This is a genomic window from Mangrovibacter phragmitis (genome assembly GCF_040429585.1).
In the GTDB taxonomy this organism is placed as follows: Bacteria; Pseudomonadota; Gammaproteobacteria; order Enterobacterales; family Enterobacteriaceae; genus Mangrovibacter; species Mangrovibacter phragmitis.
The window spans coordinates 2,016,595-2,039,267 of the sequence record NZ_CP134782.1; the positions used below are offsets into that span (position 1 = coordinate 2,016,595).

General features: G+C 53.4%; 21 protein-coding genes and 1 pseudogene. All 22 read left to right on the plus strand.

Annotation, left to right across the window (positions count from 1 at the left end):
• The first annotated feature begins 9 nt into the window (after nt 1-9).
• The 22 genes and pseudogenes from MPHASIOC01_RS09920 to MPHASIOC01_RS10020 all read left to right on the plus strand — a co-directional run bounded on the left by MPHASIOC01_RS09920 (nt 10) and on the right by MPHASIOC01_RS10020 (nt 22,380).
• Nucleotides 10-282, plus strand: coding sequence for a hypothetical protein (locus MPHASIOC01_RS09920; protein ID WP_353614413.1), 273 nt, complete (start codon nt 10-12; stop codon nt 280-282).
• Entirely contained in the window at nt 275-1,636 is a 1,362-nt protein-coding gene (gene traH / locus MPHASIOC01_RS09925; RefSeq protein WP_369937379.1) for a conjugal transfer pilus assembly protein TraH, read from the plus strand. The genes MPHASIOC01_RS09920 and traH overlap by 8 nt, the downstream gene beginning before the upstream one ends.
• Before the next feature lies 1 nt (nt 1,637).
• Nucleotides 1,638-4,637 carry a conjugal transfer mating-pair stabilization protein TraG gene (gene traG, locus MPHASIOC01_RS09930; protein WP_353614414.1) on the plus strand — a complete coding sequence of 1,000 codons (3,000 nt, stop codon included), beginning with the start codon at nt 1,638-1,640 and terminating at the stop codon, nt 4,635-4,637.
• 17 nt (nt 4,638-4,654) lie between these two features.
• Complete coding sequence (locus tag MPHASIOC01_RS09935; protein WP_353614415.1) at nt 4,655-5,251, plus strand: hypothetical protein; 597 nt, start codon at nt 4,655-4,657, stop codon at nt 5,249-5,251.
• A gap of 164 nt (nt 5,252-5,415) precedes the next feature.
• Complete coding sequence (gene traT, locus MPHASIOC01_RS09940) at nt 5,416-6,147, plus strand: complement resistance protein TraT (RefSeq protein ID WP_353614416.1); 732 nt, start codon at nt 5,416-5,418, stop codon at nt 6,145-6,147.
• 91 nt (nt 6,148-6,238) lie between these two features.
• Complete coding sequence (locus MPHASIOC01_RS09945) at nt 6,239-6,523, plus strand: type II toxin-antitoxin system CcdA family antitoxin (RefSeq protein WP_353614417.1); 285 nt, start codon at nt 6,239-6,241, stop codon at nt 6,521-6,523.
• Complete coding sequence (locus MPHASIOC01_RS09950) at nt 6,523-6,843, plus strand: CcdB family protein (RefSeq protein ID WP_353614418.1); 321 nt, start codon at nt 6,523-6,525, stop codon at nt 6,841-6,843. Before MPHASIOC01_RS09945 ends, MPHASIOC01_RS09950 begins: the two co-directional genes overlap by 1 nt.
• A 200-nt stretch (nt 6,844-7,043) precedes the next feature.
• Nucleotides 7,044-7,391 carry a hypothetical protein gene (locus MPHASIOC01_RS09955; RefSeq protein WP_353614419.1) on the plus strand — a complete coding sequence of 116 codons (348 nt, stop codon included), beginning with the start codon at nt 7,044-7,046 and terminating at the stop codon, nt 7,389-7,391.
• Nucleotides 7,392-7,489: 98 nt separating this feature from the next.
• Nucleotides 7,490-8,644, plus strand: coding sequence for a type IV secretion system DNA-binding domain-containing protein (locus tag MPHASIOC01_RS27665; RefSeq protein ID WP_405027754.1), 1,155 nt, complete (start codon nt 7,490-7,492; stop codon nt 8,642-8,644).
• On the plus strand, nt 8,553-9,989 hold the full coding sequence (locus MPHASIOC01_RS27670; protein ID WP_405027755.1) for a type IV secretion system DNA-binding domain-containing protein: 1,437 nt from the start codon (nt 8,553-8,555) through the stop codon (nt 9,987-9,989). Before MPHASIOC01_RS27665 ends, MPHASIOC01_RS27670 begins: the two co-directional genes overlap by 92 nt.
• Entirely contained in the window at nt 9,986-15,475 is a 5,490-nt protein-coding gene (gene mobF / locus MPHASIOC01_RS09965; RefSeq protein ID WP_353614420.1) for a MobF family relaxase, read from the plus strand. Before MPHASIOC01_RS27670 ends, mobF begins: the two co-directional genes overlap by 4 nt.
• A gap of 20 nt (nt 15,476-15,495) precedes the next feature.
• On the plus strand, nt 15,496-16,290 hold the full coding sequence (locus MPHASIOC01_RS09970; RefSeq protein ID WP_353614421.1) for a DsbA family protein: 795 nt from the start codon (nt 15,496-15,498) through the stop codon (nt 16,288-16,290).
• Between the two features lie 85 nt (nt 16,291-16,375).
• On the plus strand, nt 16,376-17,338 hold the full coding sequence (locus MPHASIOC01_RS09975; protein ID WP_353614504.1) for a colicin D domain-containing protein: 963 nt from the start codon (nt 16,376-16,378) through the stop codon (nt 17,336-17,338).
• A complete protein-coding gene (locus tag MPHASIOC01_RS09980) occupies nt 17,328-17,627 on the plus strand; it encodes a colicin immunity domain-containing protein (protein WP_353614423.1) in 300 nt (99 codons plus the stop codon). Before MPHASIOC01_RS09975 ends, MPHASIOC01_RS09980 begins: the two co-directional genes overlap by 11 nt.
• A 49-nt stretch (nt 17,628-17,676) precedes the next feature.
• Nucleotides 17,677-17,895, plus strand: coding sequence for a hypothetical protein (locus MPHASIOC01_RS09985; RefSeq protein WP_353614424.1), 219 nt, complete (start codon nt 17,677-17,679; stop codon nt 17,893-17,895).
• Nucleotides 17,896-18,193: 298 nt separating this feature from the next.
• Nucleotides 18,194-19,192: a hypothetical protein gene (locus MPHASIOC01_RS09990; protein WP_353614425.1), complete on the plus strand. Its 999-nt coding sequence runs from the start codon at nt 18,194-18,196 to the stop codon at nt 19,190-19,192.
• 122 nt (nt 19,193-19,314) lie between these two features.
• A pseudogene (locus MPHASIOC01_RS09995) lies at nt 19,315-19,535 on the plus strand (hypothetical protein); the annotation flags it as partial.
• Entirely contained in the window at nt 19,532-19,792 is a 261-nt protein-coding gene (locus MPHASIOC01_RS10000; protein WP_353614426.1) for a MarR family transcriptional regulator, read from the plus strand. The pseudogene MPHASIOC01_RS09995 and the gene MPHASIOC01_RS10000, both read left to right, overlap by 4 nt.
• Nucleotides 19,793-20,276: 484 nt before the next feature.
• Nucleotides 20,277-20,738: a helix-turn-helix domain-containing protein gene (locus MPHASIOC01_RS10005; protein ID WP_353614427.1), complete on the plus strand. Its 462-nt coding sequence runs from the start codon at nt 20,277-20,279 to the stop codon at nt 20,736-20,738.
• A complete protein-coding gene (locus MPHASIOC01_RS10010; protein ID WP_353614428.1) occupies nt 20,738-21,313 on the plus strand; it encodes a PIN domain-containing protein in 576 nt (191 codons plus the stop codon). Before MPHASIOC01_RS10005 ends, MPHASIOC01_RS10010 begins: the two co-directional genes overlap by 1 nt.
• Before the next feature lie 191 nt (nt 21,314-21,504).
• The gene (locus MPHASIOC01_RS10015; protein WP_353614429.1) at nt 21,505-21,954 is read left to right on the plus strand and encodes a HEAT repeat domain-containing protein; all 450 of its coding nucleotides are present in this window, start codon (nt 21,505-21,507) and stop codon (nt 21,952-21,954) included.
• Between the two features lie 246 nt (nt 21,955-22,200).
• Nucleotides 22,201-22,380: a hypothetical protein gene (locus MPHASIOC01_RS10020; RefSeq protein ID WP_353614430.1), complete on the plus strand. Its 180-nt coding sequence runs from the start codon at nt 22,201-22,203 to the stop codon at nt 22,378-22,380.
• The last annotated feature ends 293 nt before the right edge of the window (nt 22,381-22,673 follow it).

Here is a 22,673-nt window from a genome sequence, read left to right on the forward strand (position 1 = left end):
TTTTACATCATGAAAACATCTTCCTTTGCGCTGTCGCGTGCAGAACGCGGCTGGCTGATGGTCAGCCTCGCTTTTTTGTCCTCCGCCCTGATTTACGGCTGGATGTTACGCCTGGTCATCCGGGCGTATGCGTCCGCCGGACTGATATGGATACAGCTGGTGACGGATGTGCCGGTGCTGTTCCTGCTCTCCCTGAGCCTGGGCTTTCTGGCCGCCACGACCGGGCACTATCTGTACCGGATTGCCCTGGTTCCGGAAAAAAAGGAGGTGGTGCGTGGCTAAATGCCTGTTTACCGCCATCCTGTTTCTTGCCACCGGTCTGGTTATGCTCCCGGCCCGGGCAGACGTCAACAGTGACCTGAACAGTTACTTTGGCAGTCTCGGATACAGCGGAAATGTCTCGAAAGCCCAGGCCTGGCAGGGGCAGGCCGCCGGTTATATTACCGGTGGCTCGGTGTATCTGCGTGACCCGGTCAAGAACGTGCAGCTCATTTCGATGCAGGTGCCGTCACTCAACGCCGGCTGCGGCGGCATTGATGCCTATCTGGGCGCATTCAGTTTCATCAACGGTGCTGAACTGCAGCGCTTTGTGAAGCAAATTATGAGTAACGCGGCCGGTTATGCTTTTGACCTGGCGCTGCAGACGGTGACCCCGGAACTGAAACAGGCCAAGGATTTCCTGCAGAAACTGGCGACCGATGTTAACTCCACGAACATGAGCAGCTGTCAGGCCGCGCAGGGGATTATTGGCGGTCTCTGGCCGGTCACCCAGGTATCACAGCAAAAAATCTGTCAGGACATTGCCGGACAGGACAACCTGTTTTCTGACTGGGCATCATCCCGTCAGGGCTGTACCGTGGGTGGCCAGTCTGACAGTGTCACCAGCCGGGCGGATGCCTCGGAAAAGGACCAGGTACTGAAAAACAAAAACCTTATCTGGGATGCCCTCAGCGTCAACCACCTGTTTGACGGGAATAACGAACTGAAAGAGCTGGTGATGAGTACCGTGGGCTCTATCGTGTTCAACCAGCAAGGCCAGGTGACCATCCTGGCTCCTCTGGTGGATAACCGCGACCTCGTCAAGGTGCTGATGCAGGGCGGGTCGGCCAAAATCTACGGCTGTGACACGATGGACCTGTGTCTGGGGCCAGTGGTGACCACCATCACGATTGACAGTAACCACGGACTGGTCACGCTGGTGAAAAACCTGATGCTCTCCATTCAGGACAAGCTGACGGAAGACACCCCCCTGACTGACCAGGAAAAGGGGTTTATCAACACCACCAGTGTGCCGGTGCTCAAGTACCTGACCAACTCCCAGAGCATGGGCATGAGTGCCACCTACCTGATGCAGGTGTCCGATTTTATTGCTCAGGACCTGATGATCCAGTATCTGCAGGAACTGGTCAAACAGGCCAGCCTGTCGCTCTCGGCCAAAAACTTTCCGGAAGAAGCCGCCAAAGAGCTGCGCCAGAACGTGGTGCAGGCACAGGGGTTGTTGTCAGACATGAAACTCCAGTCTGCCGCTGACCAGAACGCGCTGGACGGCATTGACCGCAACATGCAGTACCTGCAGCAGCAGGTTTCCACCATCCTGTCCACGTCCTACCAGAGTAATTACCACTGGGGAAAATGAGATGACTGAAATTTATACCATTTATGGTGGTGACATGTGGCGTGAGGCCCTCAATGGTATCGTCACCATCATCGGAACCAGCAGTTTTAAAACCCTGCTGCGCATTGCCGGCACCTTTTCGGTGCTGGGTACCGCCGGGGCATTTGTCAGTAAGCGCAACCCCATGGAGTTTGTGAAATGGCTGGCGGTGTTCGTCGGCCTGACGTCCGGGCTGTTGCTGCCAAAAACCAGTGTCCAGATTGTGGACATCACGGACCCTGCTGCGGTGTATGAAGTGGATAATGTGCCGGCAGGGCTCGCGGTCATCGCCCACCTGACGACCAGTGTGGGCTACGGAACGGCACGACTGTATGATATGGCGCTGTCCCGTCCGGATTCGGTCACGTACACCAAATCCGGGATGCTGTTCGGTTCGGAAATAGTGGCCCAGACCACCGACTTCCAAACACAGAACCCGGCGCTGTCACAGATGCTGCCGGACTACGTGGAAAACTGTGTTGTCGGGGATATCCTGCTGAACCACAAGTACACGGTCAATGACCTGCTGAACAGTCAGGACCCGCTGTCGCTCATTACGCGTAACCCCAGCCCGCTGCGGGGGATTTATACCAGCAGTGGTAACAGCCGGGTGTTTGAAACCTGTCAGCAGGCTGCGGGGCAAATCCAGACGCTGGTCGGGCAGGATTCACAGCCCGGCAGCAGTACCTTCAGCTGGCTGACCAGCCGGATTTATGGCCGTCAGGTCAACGGCCAGGCGCTGCTGGCGCAGGCCATGAATGACAGCTACGGGTATTTCTACAGTGGCGGCCTGACGGCGGCGCAGGTGATGAAGAACAACATTACCAACAGTGCCATCCGGGACGGTATCAAGGGGTTTGCGGCCCGGTCTGATGACACCGCCAACCTGGTGAATCTGGCAGCTGAAACCTCCATGACCAAACAGCGTCTGGCCTGGGCCACCATGTCCCGCATGGCCACCCGGTATCTGCCGTTCGCCCAGTCCCTGTTGATGCTGATTCTGGTGTGTCTGTTTCCGCTGGTTATCGTGCTGGCCGCCACCAACCACAGTATTTTTGGTGTCACCACCATCAAATACTACATCGGCGGGTTTCTGTACTTCCAGATGTGGCCGGTGATGTTTGCCATTCTCAATTTCGCGGCCACGTTTTACCTGCAGACCAAAACCGGGGGCACGCCCCTGGTGTTGTCCAACTATAGCCTGGTGGGGCTGCAGCATTCTGATGTGGCCAATATGGCCGGTTACCTTTCCATGTCGATCCCGGTGCTGTCTTTTTACCTGACCAAGGGAGCGGCGAGTGTGGGTTCCCAGGTGGCCGGGAGTGTGTTCAGCTCGATGGCGTTTGGTTCGGCTTCTCAGGCCGGCACGACAGCTGACGGCAACTGGTCATTCAATAATATGTCCATGGACAATGTGAACCAGAACAAGCTGGACACCAACCTGTTACAGCGTCAGGGGCAGCAGACCTGGCAGGCCGGTAACGGGTCTTCCCAGACCCTGACCAGCGATGGCCACCATGTGTTTGACAGTTCCGGCGCGATTTCGAATCTGCCGGTCAACCTGCGGCTCAGCCAGCTGGCTTCCAGTGGTTTTCAGGAGCAGGCGCGTAACGCAGAGGTGCAGGCACAGTCTTCACTGGATGGTTACAACCACAGTGTGGCCAGTGGCTGGAGTCAGTTATCTCAGCTCTCACACCAGACCGGGAACAGTGACAGCCTGACGCAGGGCACGGACAACAGCCAGACGCTGAATGCCACGAAAGGGGCCAGCCTGATGATGAATGCCGTGGAGAGTTACGCAAAATCGCACAATGTCTCGCAGCAACAGGCCTACAATGACCTGATGACCAAGTCAACGGAGGGAAGTGTGAATGCCGGTGTTGAGGGACGGTTTGATTCAAATAAAAGCCTGTGGGGTAAGGCCGGGTCATGGGCTACCGGACTCAGTGCTAATGCGCATGTGGGCGCAGAGCTTAAAGGCAGTACCGGACATACTCACGGCACACAGGATACAAACAGCAGTTCCACTGATTTCAGAAATGATGAGAACAGCCAGCAGGTTCGTGACTTCCGGCAGGGTATGGATATGGTAACCAGCAGCAGGATAACGGATTCCGGTAATCATACGGATAACACGTCCTCTGGCGAACTGCAGCAGTTTGGTGCCACCCTGAATGACACCAAAAGTCAGTACCATCAGTACACTGACAGCAATACCCGCAGCCGGGAATACAGCCGGATGGCGTCTCTGGCTGAAAATCAGAGCGCCAGCCTGGATGCCAACTACAATCAGGAATTTGTGAACTGGGCTGAGCAGAAATACGGACCTGATGCACAGTCAACCCTGACCAATGTAACCTCAGCCCGGGCCGCTGCCGCTGAGTTCGTCGAAGAACGGCTGAAGCCGGAGATTATGGGCGACTACCAGCAGGGGCGGGCTGATGTGCAGAGTGGCGGAACCCACGATGCCTTCCGTGGGGAAACTTCCCGGGTCAGACAGGGCATGGTGAGTGATGAAAGCAGCCCGGTATCGGTACCTCAGGTACCTCATGAACGTCCGACCATTCGGGCACACACGGGGCAGGGAGAACAGGTTATACGGCAGGGAAGTGAACAGATTACAGGGACTGACGGATTAAACCGGGGCACGATGCGTGAGGATTTTGAACGTAACCAGTCCGCACTGCCCGGAGCAGCCGAGTCCTTTAAAGGCGGCGGAGATATTTCCCGTAAAGTGGCAGAACAAAGATCTGCCAACGGTCAAAAAATCAGTAATTCTTCTGAAGAAATAGAGAAAAATAAATCCACTGTTCAGACATCCAGTGATATTATTAAAGGAGTAGATGAAAGTGCAAAAGGGCAATTCCAGAGGGGATACTCAACGGAGCAGGATAAACAAGGTGTTGATGATAATGGAAAGACCAAAAATGAGATGGATTTGCAAGAGCGTCTTAAACATCTGAGAGAAAGAAAAGTCGGGTAATCGATTCAGGAGTTGATATGTTAATAACACATGGCGAAGTTAATAGTGAGCTATCCTCTATCCTTGAAGCAATTAAATGTCCTGATAGGGAAGTTGCCTCCCCACTGCAGGCTTTAAAAATTAGTTCTGCTTTCCCATTGTTAATGTTGTGTTCTAACTTATTAACATGGGTCGTTTTTTATCTGTGGGAGGTTTTTTCCACGGGAGGGTTTGGATTTAAATGGGGTTTATACGTCGATGCAGTAGGCATAGTTATGGCAGATGAAGGATGGTATACCTTATTAGCTTCACTTGTTATTTCAGTATTAGCTATTCTCATTTTTTACCCTCAGACATTGATGCTTGTTTCTATCCCAAATGAGGTAAGATCTACATCACGTATCATAAGAAAAATTTCTTCCGGGTATAAAAAAATACTCTTTTCTCTTTGGGGAGTGAGTGTTTTTCTTGCTGTTATTGGCCTATGCACTGACAATTTCATTCTACTGTATTCCTTTCCTGTTGTAACTTTTATGTCGATATTTATATTTAACGGATATATTAGTATGGAGAGTGTGAGATATGGTCTGGGTCCATTTTTAGAGTCTGCAAGCTCTATTCTTAATAAGAAATAGTCTTTGTAGATCTAACTATCAACACACGATTACTTACCCCCAATTTCTGGTAGGGTTTTTGGTCCTCAGAAACCCTCAATAATTTCAATAAATTGCCGATAACCGTCTGGTTAATGGTCTGCCATTAATCAGGATGGTCTTTTGGAATTTTCAGGAAAAAATATATGACATTAAAACACGCAGCCGTGGCTGTTATGGTCACTTCCGTTTTTGCCCTTTCCGGTTGTGGTGCGATGAGCACAGCTATTCACAAGCGTAATCTTGAAGTCAAAACACAGATGAGCCAGACCGTATGGCTTGAACCCTCCTCACAGAAAACCGTGTATATCCAGGTGCGCAACACCTCCGATAAGGACATGTCTGACCTGCAGACCCTCATCAGTCAGGATCTGAAAGCCAAAGGCTACCAGGTGACGTCCAGCCCTGACCAGGCGTATTACTGGGTACAGGCTAATGTCCTTAAAGCCGACAAAATGGATCTGCGTCAGTCCCAGGGGTTCCTGACCAGTGGCTATGAAGGGGCAGCGATGGGGTCGGCACTGGGCGCGGGAATCACGGCCTACAACGGTAACTCCGGTGGTGCAGTACTCGGCGCGGGTCTGGCTGCAGGTCTGATTGGCATGGCGGCGGATGCCATGGTCGAAGATACGAACTACACCATGGTGACTGACCTGCAGATTTCAGAGCGGAGTAAAGCGTCAGTAACCACAGACAATGTGGCGGCCCTGCGTCAGGGAACGTCAGGCGTCAAACTGCAGACCAGCACGGAGCAGGGCAACCGGATGAAGTACCAGACCCGCGTGGTGTCCACCGCCAACAAAGTGAACCTGAAGTTTGAGGAAGCCCGCCCGGTACTGGAAGCCCAGCTGGCCAAATCCATCACCGGTATTCTGTAAACACGCCAGCGACTGAACCCGTAAATTTGTCAGGGCATACACTATGCGCTAAATTATGCGCATAGTTTCTGTTCTCTGCGGGAGAGGTTCCATGAAATCATCCGTCTCTGTTGTCACAAACCTTACCACGCCGGCGGTCGCAAGACGGTCCGGGAAACGCAGCACGAATGTATACCTGACGGCAGAAAACGTGGATGCGGCGCGCCGGATGAATATCAACCTGTCCGCGACGCTCGATGCCATGCTGGCAGAAGCCGTCAGACAAAAGCAGCAGGAAACCCGGAAAGCGGAGTTACACGCCGGTATTCAGGCGTTTAATGCCTTTGAGCGGGAAGCCGGGCTGTTCACGGACGATGATGAATACGGGGTTCTCTGATGGCGCAGTATGCTGTTTACGTCAACCGGTCGCCCAAAACCCGGCAACAGTACCCTTTCATCATTGATATTCAGTCTGACCTGCTGGATGAGTATGATTCCCGTGTGGTTATGCCACTGGCACCCATGACAGCGCAAAACTCACAGATCCGGTCACTGACTCCGGTTATCTCCGTGAGTGGCCAGCGTTATGTGGTCATTGTTAAATCTGTCACGACCGTCAGTAAAGACAAACTGAAAGAAGCGGATGTGGTGGCTGTTGTCCCTGAGATCCACGCTGACATTCTTTCCGGCCTGCATGGCATTGTGTCCGGCATCTGACAAACCGTCCCCGGCCGTTCACTGACCGTTTCTGTTCCACCTGACATTTATCTGAAACCCTCTCTCGTCCCGGGTCCGGGGCGTTGGTGCCCGTTTTAACTTTCATGCCCTTCCGCTTCCTCAACAGGACAGATTCACCGCCCTGCGGTTCACTCATCCTGTCTGCGGCGAGCGGTCCGTTTTTTTTCAAGGATTTCATCATGCAACACTCAGTATTCAAAGCCGTTACCGTCGCGGTGTTTTATATGGCCCTTTCCCTGATGTACAGCGCTGTACTCCTGCTGTCCCACGGAAGTGACGTCATTAAGTGGTACATGACCCATGCCTGGCTGTTCACAGCAACGCTTGCCGGGTCTGTCACCCCGGATGTGTGGGGATGGACCACGGCATTAAATACGCTCGCTGTGGCACTGATTTTCCTGGCCGCCGGGGGCTTTTTATCCGTTGCCACGGGGGTGCTGATGGTGCTGCCGGGCAGGCTTCTGGCCCGGGTTCGCTGGCGGCACTCCCTGCGCCGTTGCCGGCGCGCATCACTGTCCCTGAACTGAGTCACTTTCTCCTGCCCGGCCGCCCCTGTCGGGCATTTTCCTGAATGTATACGCACTGACGGTGTTCTGCCGCCGGTTATTTCCACCGGATATCCATCATGAATAAAAACGCCAAATACCTTACCCAGGGTGGCCAGATGACGGCCTACCGCTGGCGAATGTTCCTGCAGGTCAATAACTGGATAGGCTTCTGGGTGGCCATCCTGTTCCTGCTGCTCGCCGGCGCCCTGTTTTTCATTCTCACGCCAAAGGAAACCCTCGATAACGGGCTGTGGTACTGGTATGCCAGCCTTAACCACAGTTTCATCCAGCTGATGTCACCCGGTGCCGGGCGGTTCTATACCATTACTTACTGGTATGCCCCGACCGCCACCACCTACCACCTGAAAATGACGCTGGAGCAGATGCTGACAGACCCCTACATGCAGGCCATGGGGGCCCGTCTGTATGGCCACCTGAAAACCAGTGCGCTGGCCGCCGGCGTATTCTGCGCGACCGTTTACTGTCTGGTGGCCTGGTATGTCACGGCGGTCGGGCGCAGGGAGAGTGAAGATGAATTTATCTCCGGGATGAAACTGACAGACAACCCGGGCGAAACCAACCGGCTGCTGCGCAAAAACGGTGAACTGTCAGACCTGCGTATTGGTGACCTGCATATGGTGCGTAACGCGGAGGTGATGAACTTCCTTATGCACGGCACCATCGGGGTGGGGAAATCCACCCTGATCCGCTGGTTGCTGGACTGGATACGCAAACGTGGTGACCGGGCCATTATCTATGACTCCGGCTGTTCCTTTACCCAGACCCATTACCGCCCGGAGACTGACCGGATTATGAATCCCTTCGATGCACGCTGTGTCCGTTGGGATATGTGGGGCGAATGTGAGGATTCGGCGGATTACCAGAACCTGGCAACCAGTCTGATCCCGGAAGAAGGGGAATCCGATCCGTTCTGGGTGGCCAGCTCCCGCACGATTTTTGCGGACCTGGCCATCCGCATGTCGGCTGAACCGGACCGCAGTATTGAGAAGTTCCTGAAAACCCTGTTGTCCCTCAGCATGAAAAGCCTGCGTGACTATCTGGCCAACACGCCGGCGGCCAACCTGGTGGAAGAGAAAATTGAGAAAACGGCCATCTCCATCCGGTCAGTGGTGACCAACTATGCCAAGTCCCTGCGCTACCTGCAGGGGCTGGACGAAAAAGGGGGGGGAGCCGTTCACCATCCGTCACTGGATGACCAGCCCGGAGTATGACAACAGCTGGCTGTTTATCTCGACAAAATCCCGCCATCGCCCCAGTATCCGGCCACTTATCTCCATGTGGGTGTCACTGGCCACCCTGTTCCTGCAGAGCATGGATGAGGACCCGGACCGGCGGGTGTGGTTCATCCTGGATGAAACCCCCAGTCTGCAGCGTATTCCGGACCTGCCCGGTACGCTGGCAGAGGCCCGCAAATTCGGGGGTTGTTTTGTCATCGGTGCACAGAACATGCCCCAGCTTGTTCATGTCTATGGCCAGCAACTGGCACGCAGCATTTTTGACCTGCTGAACACCCGGGCCTATGGCCGCTCGCCCAGTGCGGAAGTGGCCCAGATGGTTGAAAAAGAGCTGGGACACCAGCGCAGGAAGGAAGCGCGCGAGCAGAACTCCTACGGTCTTGACCAGGTGCGCGACGGGGTGTCACTGGGCAAGGACAAGGTCAATAACCCGGTGGTGGATTACGAGCAAATCATGTCGCTCAGTAACCTGCAGTTCTACGTCCGTCTGCCGGGGGATTACCCGGTCACCCACCTGAAGCTGAAATACCGTAAACCGAAGGTACTGCAGCCCGGTTTTATCTCCCGTGACTTCCACGATGTGCTCAGCCCTGAACTGGAAAAACTTATCCGGAAAAATGAGCAGGCCAGCCGGGCCAGCGGCCTGACATTCCCCGAAGCTGAAACCGCCCCGGTCAGTGAGGTGACGGGTTCCCCGGTGACGCCCGAACCGGAGCGAAAAGAAGACACTCAGGCAGGTCCGGTAGCCCCGGTGAATACCCCCTGGCCGTTACCTCAGCCTGTGCCGGGAAAACCGGCCCCGGTCGTTCCCATTACTTCCCGCCCCCCGGTGATCCGGCCGTCCCTGACCGTGGTGCCGGGCGGGACGGCCGTGAATGATCCGGTCGGAGATGCGGCCCGTTCCCGGCAGAACCCCTCCACGGAAAAACCGGACACACCGCGCCGGCCCCTCCCTGAACTGACCCGCCAGGCCGCGCCGGACGGCACGGCGGTATCAAAACCCACCGCCCTCGATGCGCTTAACCGGGCCAGACGGTCACGCAGAGAGAATGCGGCGTCAGACAGTGACGATGCAGGGAACGGGGAAGACCCGGAAAACCTCAGTCTGGATATGAAACTGGAAACCCTGCCGGATGGCCAGCTGCAGGTGACCACCGCCGGTAAAACGCCCGCCAGAACGGCAGATGACACGCCCGGCCCGAAAGGCGCGGGCAAACAGATGCTGGACGATGAACAGACCATTCTCCGTCACCGCGAGGCGCAGTACGAACAGTACCGCAGCCAGCAGGACGGCCTGGACGATATGGAGCATGACTTATGATGAGTGTGGCCCCCATTGCCTCTGCCGACGGGGCAGCGGGTTATTACAGTAACAGTGATAACTATTATTTTCTGGGCAACCTGCAGAGCCTGTGGATGGGTGAGGGTGCCCGGGAACTGGGACTGGAGGGTGCGGTCAGGGGCGAAGCCCTGACGGCGGTTCTGGAAGGCCGTCTGCCGGACGGTTCCCGGCTGGGAAAGGAAATTAACGGAAATCATGTGCACCGGCCGGGTCATGACCTGACGTTCTCCGCCCCGAAAAGTGTGTCCCTGCTCATCCTCATTGGGGGGGATAAGCAGCTGCTCGAAGCCCATAATCATGCCGTCCAGGTGGCGGCGTCTTATATTGAAAAACTGGTCTCGGCCCGGGACACCCGGGACGGTATCACGTCCATTCTCCCGACCGGGAAAATGGTGGCGGCGGCGTTCACCCACGATACCAGCCGTAATCTCGACCCCCAGGTGCATACCCACCTGCTTGTGGCCAACATGACCGAACTGGACGGGAAATGGAAAGCGCTGGCCACCGACTATATTCACGGTGCCGGGTTTATCGAAACCGTGATGAAGATGCAGGTGACGCTGGGGAAAATTTACCGCAACACCCTGCGTGATGATGTGGAGAAGCTGGGGCACCGGGTGGAGGAAACCGGGAAAAACGGGCTGTGGGAAATCGCCGGTGTGCCGGAAGCCGTGCGGGAAGAATATTCCTCGCGGGGACGGGAGATTGAGGGTGCGGTGGGGGCAGAGGCCACCCTGCGCAGCCGGGATGTGGCGGCAAAAGACACCCGTCAGGCCAAACAGGACCCGTCACGCCTGCGCCTGATGGAGCGCTGGCTGGGCCAGATGCGTGACCTCGGGTTTGACATGAAAGCGTACCAGGCTGAAGCCCGGGAGCGTGCGCCGGAACCGGACCTGCATACCACGGTGGCCGTGCCGGAACCGGTCTCCCGGCAGCAGGACCGACCCGGACAGACGGTCCCCCGGGGGAAAGATAACGGCGTACAGCCGGGCGTGACGCTACCAGGTTCAGCAGAGCCTTCTCCCCGTCCGGCAGGCCCTGCAGTGCCCGGGCAGGATGTCCCGGCGTTGCGTCAGTCTGGTGAACCCGTTCCCGTTCGTGGTCATGAGACTGCTCCGGTCACGCCCGGCAGGGAAAACAGCTCACCGGCGGTGAATGCGCCGGATGCCCCGGCAAAAGCCCCCCGGTCACTGAAGGACCTGGCCCCGGACCTGTCAGTCGCCCTGCAGCAGGCCATTTCTCAGCTCAGTGACCGGCAGACCCGGTTTACGTGGGGGGAACTGATGCTGACCGCCATGGAATACAGTGACGTGATGCCCGGGGTGGATGACCTGCGCGCCGGGATGGATGCGGCGATGCATGACGGGCTGATTGTACCGCTGGATGCAGAGAAAGGCGTGTTCACATCGCGTATTCATCTGCTCGATGAGTTATCCCTGCAGTCGGTCACCCGGGACCTGGTGGCCGGAGGCCGGGTGGTCAACCGGGTCACGCCCCGGGACAATGTGCCCGGCAGGCTGTCGCCGGTGGTGACAGAACCGGTGGTGCTGTTCAGTGCCCCGGCCAGTGTGCCGGCCATCCGCAGTCTGGCGGAAGAGATTGCCGGGGTCAGCCTGTCTCACGGGCGTCAGGTACAGGTGCTGGCCAGCAGTGCTGAACGGGCCGGTTCCCTGGGAAAATCGGACAGGCTGAAGGACAGGCTCATTTCCCGTCAGCAAATTCTGTCCGGAGACGCCGGTCTGAGGCCCCAGGGCACGCTGATTGTGGAAGGGGCGGAAAAACTCGGGCTGAAGGAAACCCTGTTGCTGACGGCGGAAGCGCGGGCAAAGAACACCCAGCTGATTTTTCTCGACAGTGCGGGCCGGCAGGCCAACGGGAATGCCATGACGGTGCTGACTGAAGCCGGGGTGTCGCGCTCAGTGCTGTCTGAACCGGTGCCGGGGCTGGAAACCCGGGTGGTCAGTATTGCTGACAAACGTGAACGGTATGCGGCACTGGCGGAGCGCTATGCTGAACTCAGTGCCGGCAGCGAACCGGTCACGGCGGTGGTGAAAGGGGCGCGTGAGCAGAAAAACCTGACCGGACTTATCCGTGATGCGCTGCAGAATGCCGGACAACTGGCGCGTGACGGTGTCACGGTGGAAACCCGCACACCGGTCTGGCTCGACAACAAAACCCGGCGTCTGCCCTCCTCCTACCGGGCCGGACAGGTGCTGGAAGACCGGACACAGGCAAAAGAGACAAAACACTGGCTGATAGACCGGGTGCATGAAGACACCCGCTACCTGACCCTGCTGGATACCGGTACCGGGGAAATCCACCGGCAGAAAATCAGTGAGATGACACCGGACTGGCGGCTGTACGAGCGGGAGGAAATCAGTGTGAATGCCGGGGAGAAAATGCTGAGTCTGGCGGCGGACAAACGCCACGGACTGAAAGCCAAAGACCGTCTGACGGTGACTGCCACCGGGCCGGAGGGCGTGACGTTCCTGCGCGAAGGCGGGAAGGGGAAAGGAGACACGTTTACCCTGCCGGCTGACCAGCCCCTGTACATGACCCACAGTTATGTGGCCGCACCTGGCAGCCGTGACAATGAGCAGGGCGTGGTACTGGCTTCCCTCAATGTGCGCGATATCAGTGGCCGGATGGTGAATGACCTGGCCCGCAGCGGTGACCGGGCGGAAATTTTTACCGCCGAAACACTGGAGCGGGCCGAAACCCGGCTGGGGAGAATGCGTGATGTCGACACCCCGGTGCAGATGGTGTCACGGCTGTCCGGGCAGGACACGGTTGACCGTGCCGTCAGTACCCTGCGCGATAACGTGATGAGTGAGGCCCGTAAGGCCGTCACCCGGGCTGTCGCAGAGCAGCGGAACATCAGTTTCAGTGAACTGGTTCTGACGGAAACCGCCCAGAAACTGGCGGGCGGGAAAGGTGACGTCAGGGCGGAAATTGCCGCACAGATAAAATCCGGTGAACTGATTGAGGTGGTGGTACGGGGAGAATCCCGCCTGATACACCACGCCACCTGGGAAATGGAAAAGTCCATTATCAGCATGACGGAAGCCGGCAAGAATACCCGGTCTCCCCTGATGGATAACGTGGCCCCGGCCCTGCTGGCCGGCCTGACCCGGGGGCAGCAGGATGCCGCCACACTCATCCTGTCCAGTACCGACCAGTTTACCGGTATTCAGGGGTATGCCGGGGTGGGTAAAACCACCCAGGTGCGGGGGGTGCTGACGGCCCTGAACACCCTGCCGGCAACGGTCCGCCCGGAAGTCACCGGGCTGGCCCCGACGCACCGGGCTGTGAAGGAGCTGAACGATGCCGGCGTGGTGTCGCAGACCGCCAAATCCTTCCTGGTGGAGCATGACCGGCAGGTGGCCGCAGGGGAAACACCGGATTACGGCAACCGCCTGTTCCTTATTGATGAAAGTTCGATGGTGGGGCTGCAGGACACGGCTGCCGTATATCAGGCCATCCGGGACGGCGGGGGGCGGGCCGTCTCCATGGGGGACGTGGACCAGTTTGAATCCGTCGACAGCGGGGCGCCGTTTAAGCTGCTACAGGAGCGCAGCCCGATGGATGTGGCCATCATGAAGGAAATTGTCCGTCAGAACGACCGCCAGCTGAAGGAGGCGGTGTACGACATTATTGAAAACCGCCCGGCGGCAGCCATCAGCCGGCTGCAGTCCGTCAGTCCGGAGAAAGTGGCCCGTGAGGCGCAGGGTGAGGTGCCGGCGGCATCCGTGATGGAGGTGGACTCTCCGGTGGATGCCGTGGCCCGTGACTGGGTCGGACGCACACCGGAAGCCCGGGCACAGACCATCATCATCAGCCAGCTCAATGCAGACAGAAAAGCCATCAACCAGGCCATTCATGACAGCCTGGTCAACCGTCATGAACTCGGGAGCAAGGTCGCAACGGTGCCGGTACTGGAAAAAATCAGTCACACCCGTCACCAGTTTAACCGCACCGGTGCCTGGGAAGCCGGCATGGTGATGAAGCGGGGCGACAGTTACCAGGACGTGGTCGCGGTGGACCGGAACGGCGGCCTGATATCCGTGCGCAATGAGGACGGGAAACTGGCCCTGTATTCCCCCCGGGAGTTGCTGACCGGGGACGTGGAACTGTTTAAACGCGACAGGATGGAGGTGCGTGAAGGGGATGAACTGCGCTTCACCCTGACTGCCCGTGATGCCGGGCAACTCGGTAATGACCGCTTCCGGGTGACGGCGGTCCGGGACAGCGGTGAGCTGGAGCTGACCGGAAAGGACGGAACCCGGGTGATTAACCCGAAGGAGGTCCGCCATGAACAGCATATCGATTACGCCTGGGCGGTAACCGGCTATGGCGCGCAGGGGGCCAGCAGTCCGTTTGTGATTGCCCTGGAGGGAACGGAAGGGGGCCGGAAACAGCTGGCCACGATGCGGGCGTTTTATATCACGGCATCGCGGGCGAAAGACCATGTCCAGATATACACGGACAAACTGGACAAATGGCTGAGCCGGGTCAAATCACCGGAAACGGAACCCAAAACCGCCCATGACGTGCTGAAACCGGAGACCGAACGTAAGCAGGCCCGGGCCATCTGGGCGATGGGCACGCCCCCGGCAAAAACGGCGATTGGCCGGACCTGGCTGCGGCATCAGGCGATGAAGGATACGGCACTGACGGCGCGGGTCATCCCGGCCACCCGGCGTTTTCCCGACCCGGCACTGGCCTTTCCGCTGTATGACCGTAACGGGAAGTCAGCCGGCCTGTCACTGGTCTCCCTGGTTGCGTCACCGGAAGGCCGCCTGACACTGGGTGACACCCGGATGGTGGCCACACAGGGTGCGCAGGGTGCGGTACTGCAGCGCAGCCGTAACGGACAGACGGTGATAACCCGGAGTCTGGAAGACGCCCTGGCGGCGGCGAAAGCCGATAACCGCACCGGTGTTATCTGGCAGGTGGGTGACACACCACCCTCGGAGTGGATGGTGAAAGTCACCCGGGGTGATGTGAGGGAAAATAATGCACTGTTTCAGACGACTGACACTCAGGACATTCGTATTCCCCGGGAAGAAAACCATCAGGATAAAGAGGACCTCAGCAGGCGCTCTGACGTTGTCAGGTCGCAGAGAATGGAGGAACAGCAACGGGCGGATCTTGCTGCGCGCAAGGCAACTCCTGAAGAAAATCAGACCGCCCTTGTTGAAGTGAATAATCCCCCTGATGCAATCACGTTAAGGCGTATTGCAGGTGAGGAAGCGGCCGGTGGCGATATGCCATTGCCCCGGGTCTCTGTACCTGAACAGGAGCAGGCTCTCAGGGATAAGGAGGCAGCCTCACAGGTCAGAGCCGATATGCTGAATGAACAGACGGGACGTGCCATCCTGTCTGTCCGCGAACAAAACCTGCCAGACAGAACGATTGAACATGATGAACCGGCCCATACCCGGGCCATTCAGAAAGAACGTTAATACATCAGAGAGACAACCCCATGAAACTGACATTCAGCACGGTGGCCATGCTGGCCACACTGACCGGCGTGGCGCATGCACAGGCCCCGGCTTCCGCTTTTACCCCTGAACAGCAGGCCCGTATCGGGCAGATTGCCGGTGACTACCTGCTGGCCCACCCGGAGATACTGGTGCAGGTCAGTCAGAAACTGCAGGTGCAACAGCAACAACGGGCGCAGACGGCCATGGCCGCCCGGGTGATGGATAATCAGACAGCACTGCTGTCTGACCCGTCCACGCCGTCTGTTGGCCCGAAAGCGGCCCGGGTGGCCGTGATTGAGTTTTTTGACTACCAGTGTGTGTTCTGCAGCCGGCTGGCCCCGGAACTGGAAAAAGTGATGCAGGGCCATCATGAGGTGCGTTATGTCTTTAAGGACTGGCCCATTTTCGCTTCCCGCTGGCCGGCCTCCCATGATGCGGCGGTCAGGGGGCTTAACATCTGGAAGACAAAGGGCCCGGCCGCCTATATGGCGTTTCATAACGGCATTTACCGGACCGGTCATGATGAGGGCGCTCTGACCCCGGCGGATATTGATGCCGTCACCCGCACGGTGATGAAGGGCACTCCGCTGGCGTCCGGCGCAGACAGTGACAGCGTTTTGGAGGCCAACAACCAGCTGGCGCAAAAACTGGGACTGACCGGCACACCGGGCCTGATTGTGATGCCGGTGGATAATCCCACGCCGGACACGATTACGGTATTACCGGGTGCCGTACCGGTGGCTCAGATTGAGGCGGCCATCAGGCGGGCCGGCGGCAAAGCCACGAAATCGTAAATTCAGACAAAGACTATTGTTGTGGAGTATGTAAGGCGATGAAATCCCCTGTATTCACAAGGGAATACAGGAGCAAATACGGACCGTGAGACTCCACACATATCAGGCAAAATCTCTGGATGATATCTGGCTGGATGATATTCCGAATATCCGCAACCCGGCTGCGGCCGTTCAGGACCTGGAATATACCGCCAGCCCTGAGCGACGGATTCAGGAATGGGATCTGCCGGATGGCTACAGTGTTTATGTCAATAAATACCGGGTCTTTCACCGTCAGTTTACCTGGATGGCATACCGTGATGTGCTGAATGATGTCCGGCGCGGCAATGTTGTGCTGCTGAAGAGACACGATTCAGGGGACGAGATGGCCCGGGTGGTGACATCATCCGGGGCGTTGCGCGGTGACTTGCCGGTGGCGCTGCACACCCGGCTCAGTTATCTCATCCGCAACCAGTTACACCGCCCCCGATACATTACCGGTACCATCAACAGTAAAGCGGCAGGAAGACTGCTGGCTGCCGGGGGGATTTATAACGGTAATCCGGACGGATTCAGGAATACGGCCAGACAACTGGGAGGTGATGCCCCGGCCGGGTATGACCAGGTTATGAACCCCCGGACGAAAGGACTTATTATTGCCGGCGCATCCGTTGCTGCAGGACTGGGTATAGGGCGTCTGAATCCGACAAGTGAAGTTCAGGCACTGACCGATTTACCACAAGCAGCAAAAACTTTACCATCCGAAAATGTCAGTATCGCTCAAAAGCAACTGGTAAAAAAGTTCAAACATGCTGTTGATTTTAACGTGACGCAAACGCCCAATGCTCAGGGGCTTTCATCCTATGAAAGTGCCCTGAAAAGTCATATAGATGATCCTCTCACCACACAAATAACGGGTAAGTACCGGTGGAGCCAGGATGTCCTTCACTATTACAATCCAGAAACTAAACTTAATGTAATGACTAAACCCGATGGAACGTTCATTTCTGGCTGGAAGCTATCCGATACACAGGTAACAAGTCTGACAGGTGATGGCAATGTCTTTTAACACACATGAAGTCGCGATAATTAATCTGATTGATGCATTTATTTCGCAGGATATTAGTGCCCCAGAGTTTGAGCATAACTATTTAACAGCCTGGCGTACTTATCGGGATTCATCGGAAGATAAACGTGCAGATCTCAGGACCCAACGGTTTTTTGATACGGTATTTTCGCTGGTAGACAGTTACTGCTCAGACCCGGACCTAATGGATGACGATGATTTGAACGACGACGACTTATTTGAAGCCGTGTATGAACTACAGACTGCCTGGCGTGAGTCTGTTATGGTTTGAAACCGCTGTTTTGAACATACATGACCTGTAAGTTTTGGATGAGGTAGCCATGGTGAAGCATGAGCTTACATCACAGATAACCAGCCTGCCGGACAGGGAAAACGTTGTTTTTGAAATTTATGCTGGTAGTGAACAGGTGGCTGAAATCTCAAATGAGCCTGGAGAAGGCCTCCGGATTGAAATATTTAACTGCCCTGATGGGGCATGGAGTTTTGACCTGGATACATTTTCTTCACTTGTCGAGCAGGGTAAAAAAAGCATCATCTGAAGGGGCGTTAAGGGTTCTGGAACAAGTGAGGGTCAGCAACTTGTTCCAGTCCAAAATAAAAACATTGCGACAATTCCAAATTTCAAATCCCATTCAAGCCCCTGACAACGCATTTCATAAGTCGGGTCCAGCCCTCCCGGTATGCTAACGATAAGTTATTAGGCGTAATGATACGAAAAATTTACTGATAAACTGGTTGGCGGAAGCAGTTATCACAGTTAAGCTAATACACTTTGTAACAGCGAAGTGTAAGAACAACTGTCAGTATTTCTTATATATTATCACCAGGTGATTGAACATGGGTCTTTATAGCATATCGAATAAAATCCTCACGCCATTGGAAAAAACAACTTACAGTATCGAAGGGTTACAGGAACGTTATGACCTTCAGGAGGCAATTAAGAATAACATTGAGATATTAGCTCCTGAGTCTCTGGTAATATCTGAGGAGTTTTCTGACTGGGAGGATAGTAAAAGAAGAATTGATATTTTGGCTATTGATAAACAGGCTAATCTCGTTGTTATTGAACTAAAACGAGATGAAATAGGAGCACATATGGAACTTCAGGCTGTCAGGTATGCCGCTATGATTTCCACAATGAGCTTTTCTAAAGCATGTGAATATTACCAAAACTACATAACAAAAAATAATTTGGGTATTGATGCCAAGGAGCGAATACTGGAGTTTGTTGAGTTGGAAGATACTGAACTTGTTGATTTTGGAAAAGATGTAAGGATTATATTAGCCTCCGCAGGATTTAGTAAAGAACTCACGACAACAGCTATTTGGCTCAGGGATAAAGGTGTTGATATCAGTTGTGTGAAAATAACACCATACCATTTTGATGGTAAGGTGCTTATAAATTCGGAACAGATAATCCCCGTTCCTGAGCTTGACGAGTATCAGGTTAAATTTAGGGAGAAAAGAATTGAACAGATATCCAGTTCTAATAAATCTGATCGCGACTATTCTCGTTATAATTACAAAGGTGTGACTTATAATAAGAGGAATCTGGCTCTTGTGGTTATTACTGACTGGATAGAGAAGCATAATCCTGAAAATCTTGAAACTCTTAAACACAAACTATCTCATGTCATAAAGCAAAGGACAATAGCATTAGTTGAACAGATTACAGGATATAAAAAGAACAGGTATCATATTAATGATGATGACATCATTGAACTTTCATCTGGTGAAATGGTGGCTATATCCAACCAGTGGAGTATCGGTAGTTTGGATAGATTACTTAAGTTTGTTAGGGAAGATGGTTTCATTATTGAACAAATAAAAGATTAAATTGATGAATCTGTCAGTTGTTGACTGGTAAGTTGATCGTTTGTGGCTTGTATCTAAAGCTGTATGTTCTGTTCGTAGAAAAAGGAATGTCCAAATTACGTGGGTAGGATTAGGTTGGCTGGCTCAAAAATATTGCAAACGGAGAGTTTTCCCCGGAAAAAGTGAACCTGAATTATTACACTCACGAATGTCGTGAGTATGAGCGTTATTGCCATTTGGGGGGGGAACCGGTGAACCTGAAGGTGCCGCTGGCTATGAATTATGGAGCAATGCGCATACAGCAACGCAGGAAGATTATAAGCTGAAAGACAGTGATGTATTTCACCCGGATGTATACAAATGAAGCCGACTCAAACCGAACTAAATGTCTTAAAAGTGATGTCTGAAAAAGATACAGACTGGAACTGGATGGTTCTGGACAGGATGCTGGCCGTAAATCAAATCTCTGGTTTTGGCAATGTGGCCAACATTGTACTCAGTCTTGTAAAACAGGGGTTTGTGAGCGTTGTGCCCGGGGACACACCGTCAAAACCCCGTTACCGGGTGTCAGAACAGGGCCGTAATTACCTGTTCGATGTGGGGATTATCTCCAGAACCTGACCAATTCTTTTTACCTGGCTTTTCTGGAAGGGGGCAGTTTGGATATCGAAAATTATTGTACGTTAAGCGCATTATTTAACCACCTTGATCTGTAATTGATTGATTTAGTCTCAATGCCTATACCTTCCTCGTGTTCCTCTGCAAGGCCTTGCACTACCTCATTTACTCATTTGAGTTTATGAGTAAATGAGGTAGTGCAACTATTTTAACTATCTCTGCCGCCAGAACTTCAACTTCGGCTTTGGTTTCTCCGTCATTCGTATCAAACACGCCGTGTGTGTATTTCGTATGTTTTGTTTGTTTCGTTTATTGCGTTTTTCGTTTGTTTCGAATAATCTATTAAGTAACAGCTGCTGTAACACTAGAACTGAAATCGCATATTGAAACCATAAACTGAAATCGCATATTGAAACCATAAACTGAAATCGCATATTGAAACCATAAATTTATACAATTAAATCAACTAAATAACTGGAATACTAAAATGACAAACTCAATTCTTGATAGCCTTAGCCTTCCGGCTAAAGGGGAGATTGAGGCAGCTGTTCGTGGACAAAGGGAGCTTGCTGCCTACCTCTCCACAAAAATGGAAACACAAAAAATTGCAATTCAGGACGTAGATAACATAACCCACCAGATCGAACTGCCAACGTCTTCTCTGACGCTGCTTATGTCGATTTTAGGTGAACTGGCCCTCGGTAACGCGGTCCAGGTTGTTCCTGTACATGCAGAATTAACAACGCAGGAAGCAGCCAATATTCTGAATGTCTCACGCCCTCATATGGTGAAACTTCTGGAAGACGGGAAGCTACCTTTTCATAAAACTGGTCGCCATCGCCGCGTACTTTTCGCCGATTTGATGAATTACAAAGATCAGCGAGACAGGGAAAGCAACAAAGCAATGCAGGAGTTGGCAGATCTAAGCCAGGAGCTTGGACTTTACTAATGGACCATACACCTTATCCCGTAGTTTTAGATGCCTGCGTACTTTACCCGTCATTTCTACGGGATTTACTGATCCGCTTAGGGCAGACGGGGCTGTATCAACCGAAATGGTCAGCCATTATTGAAGATGAATGGCAGCGGAACCTTTTGGCAAACAGGGCTGATTTAACCTTGGCACAGATTCAACGCACAGCCGTACTGATGAATACAGCGGTTCCCGATGCGATGATTACCGGTTTTGAACCGCTAACTGAAAGTGTCGATTTACCTGACGTTGATGATCGCCACGTCGTCGCAGCTGCAGTTCGTAGCAACGCTGAAATCATTGTGACATTTAACCTTAAAGATTTTCCGGCATCGACACTTGATGCTTTTGGTATTGAAGCGTTGCATCCTGATGATTTTTTGATGGATTTGTTCGATTTAAATCGCGCTTTAGTACTCTCGGCAGTAACTACGCAGCGTAGCAATCTGAGAAAGCCGCCAATGTCAGCTGATGACTACTTAGAAGCCTTGCTACGTCAAGGCATGGCGCAAACCGTAAAAGAGCTAAGCAAGTATCGCTCGCTAATCTAGTCTGCTTAGTGGACGATAAGGCTACTGACTACGGTTACAGCCGATAGTGAAGGGGTACACTAGGGAAACTGAGAATATCATACGATTACGTTATCGCAGTAGGATACACCCTATTGCTATCGGTGATCTGAATGGTTAGATTTTCTCTAATATTGTGAGGACTACTCAGCAACAAACAGGAAGAATCATTAATGAATAATAAGAAAATCGAATGGATAGAACAAATCCCTGAAAACATTGATGAGTTAAAAAAGAAAGCGGGTAACAAAAACAACTATCATGACAGAATCAGCGCCATTAACTCACTCAAAAAGTTTAAGTGCAGACAGTCTATAGACATCCTTTGGCGTCTGATGATGAACGACTTGGTCTACACAGTCAAAGAAGAGGCATTCCGCGCATTACAAGCATTTGGTGAAAGTGTTAAATTGCCCAAAAAGAAAAAGGGTCATTTAATCAAAGATATAAACAAAAAAGTAATAGCAGTGGGCAATACGTTTAACGGTGATTTTGAGATTGAGGAATTCAAAACAAGATTCAAACAACGTTACCCTGAAGCTTATGACGTGTATCAGTTTGAAAAGAAAAATAAATTTGAAGAGTGGATTATCAATACTTTGAAGTCAGCCCCTAAAAAGTAAACTAATTTTTACCAGATTAAGGGGGTTATACGCCGTAACCCCCTTAACGTATAATAATTTTCGATATCCAAACTGACCCCTGGAAGGCCAGGTAACCGCACGAACAGCCAGTCATGCAGATGCTGCATTGATGATTTCTCCTTTCCCTGACACAGACACTTTTCCACACTTAGTTAGAACGGATCTGTCTGAAGTGTCAGGTATATATGAAGCAGAAATTACTGAAACCATTATGCGGATGTTACGATGAATTTCCTGAAAAAATGGTTGCGATGGCAACTTCGGTATTTTGCAAGTACCTTGATCCCGGTAGGGCTAATCATATTGTTTGGTATGCTGGCGGTGTCATTCTGGCCTGCGTTTGCCTGGGGATCAACAGCCATTTTCGCGGTCATTGTCTTTGGTGTGACGTTCTGGCTGGTCTGAGCATCGTCCACCTTTTTCTGACTGTATTTTCACAACAAACCCGCTTTAAATACACTTCCTTCACCCCGATACGGACTCACTGCATAACCCGCCAGTTATGCAGCTAACGACGTCCGTGCGTCAGGTATTCCCTTATACTGTGGTGCCTTTCCGCTTCCTCACGCAGGCCGTCATCGTCCTGCGTCTGCGGCGAGCGGTGTCATATTTGTTTGCATATCCGGATAATCCTTTTCCTGGAAAATTCTGAATTGTGACGGTATGCTAAGGCCTGTAACGGTATTTGAGCGGAAATG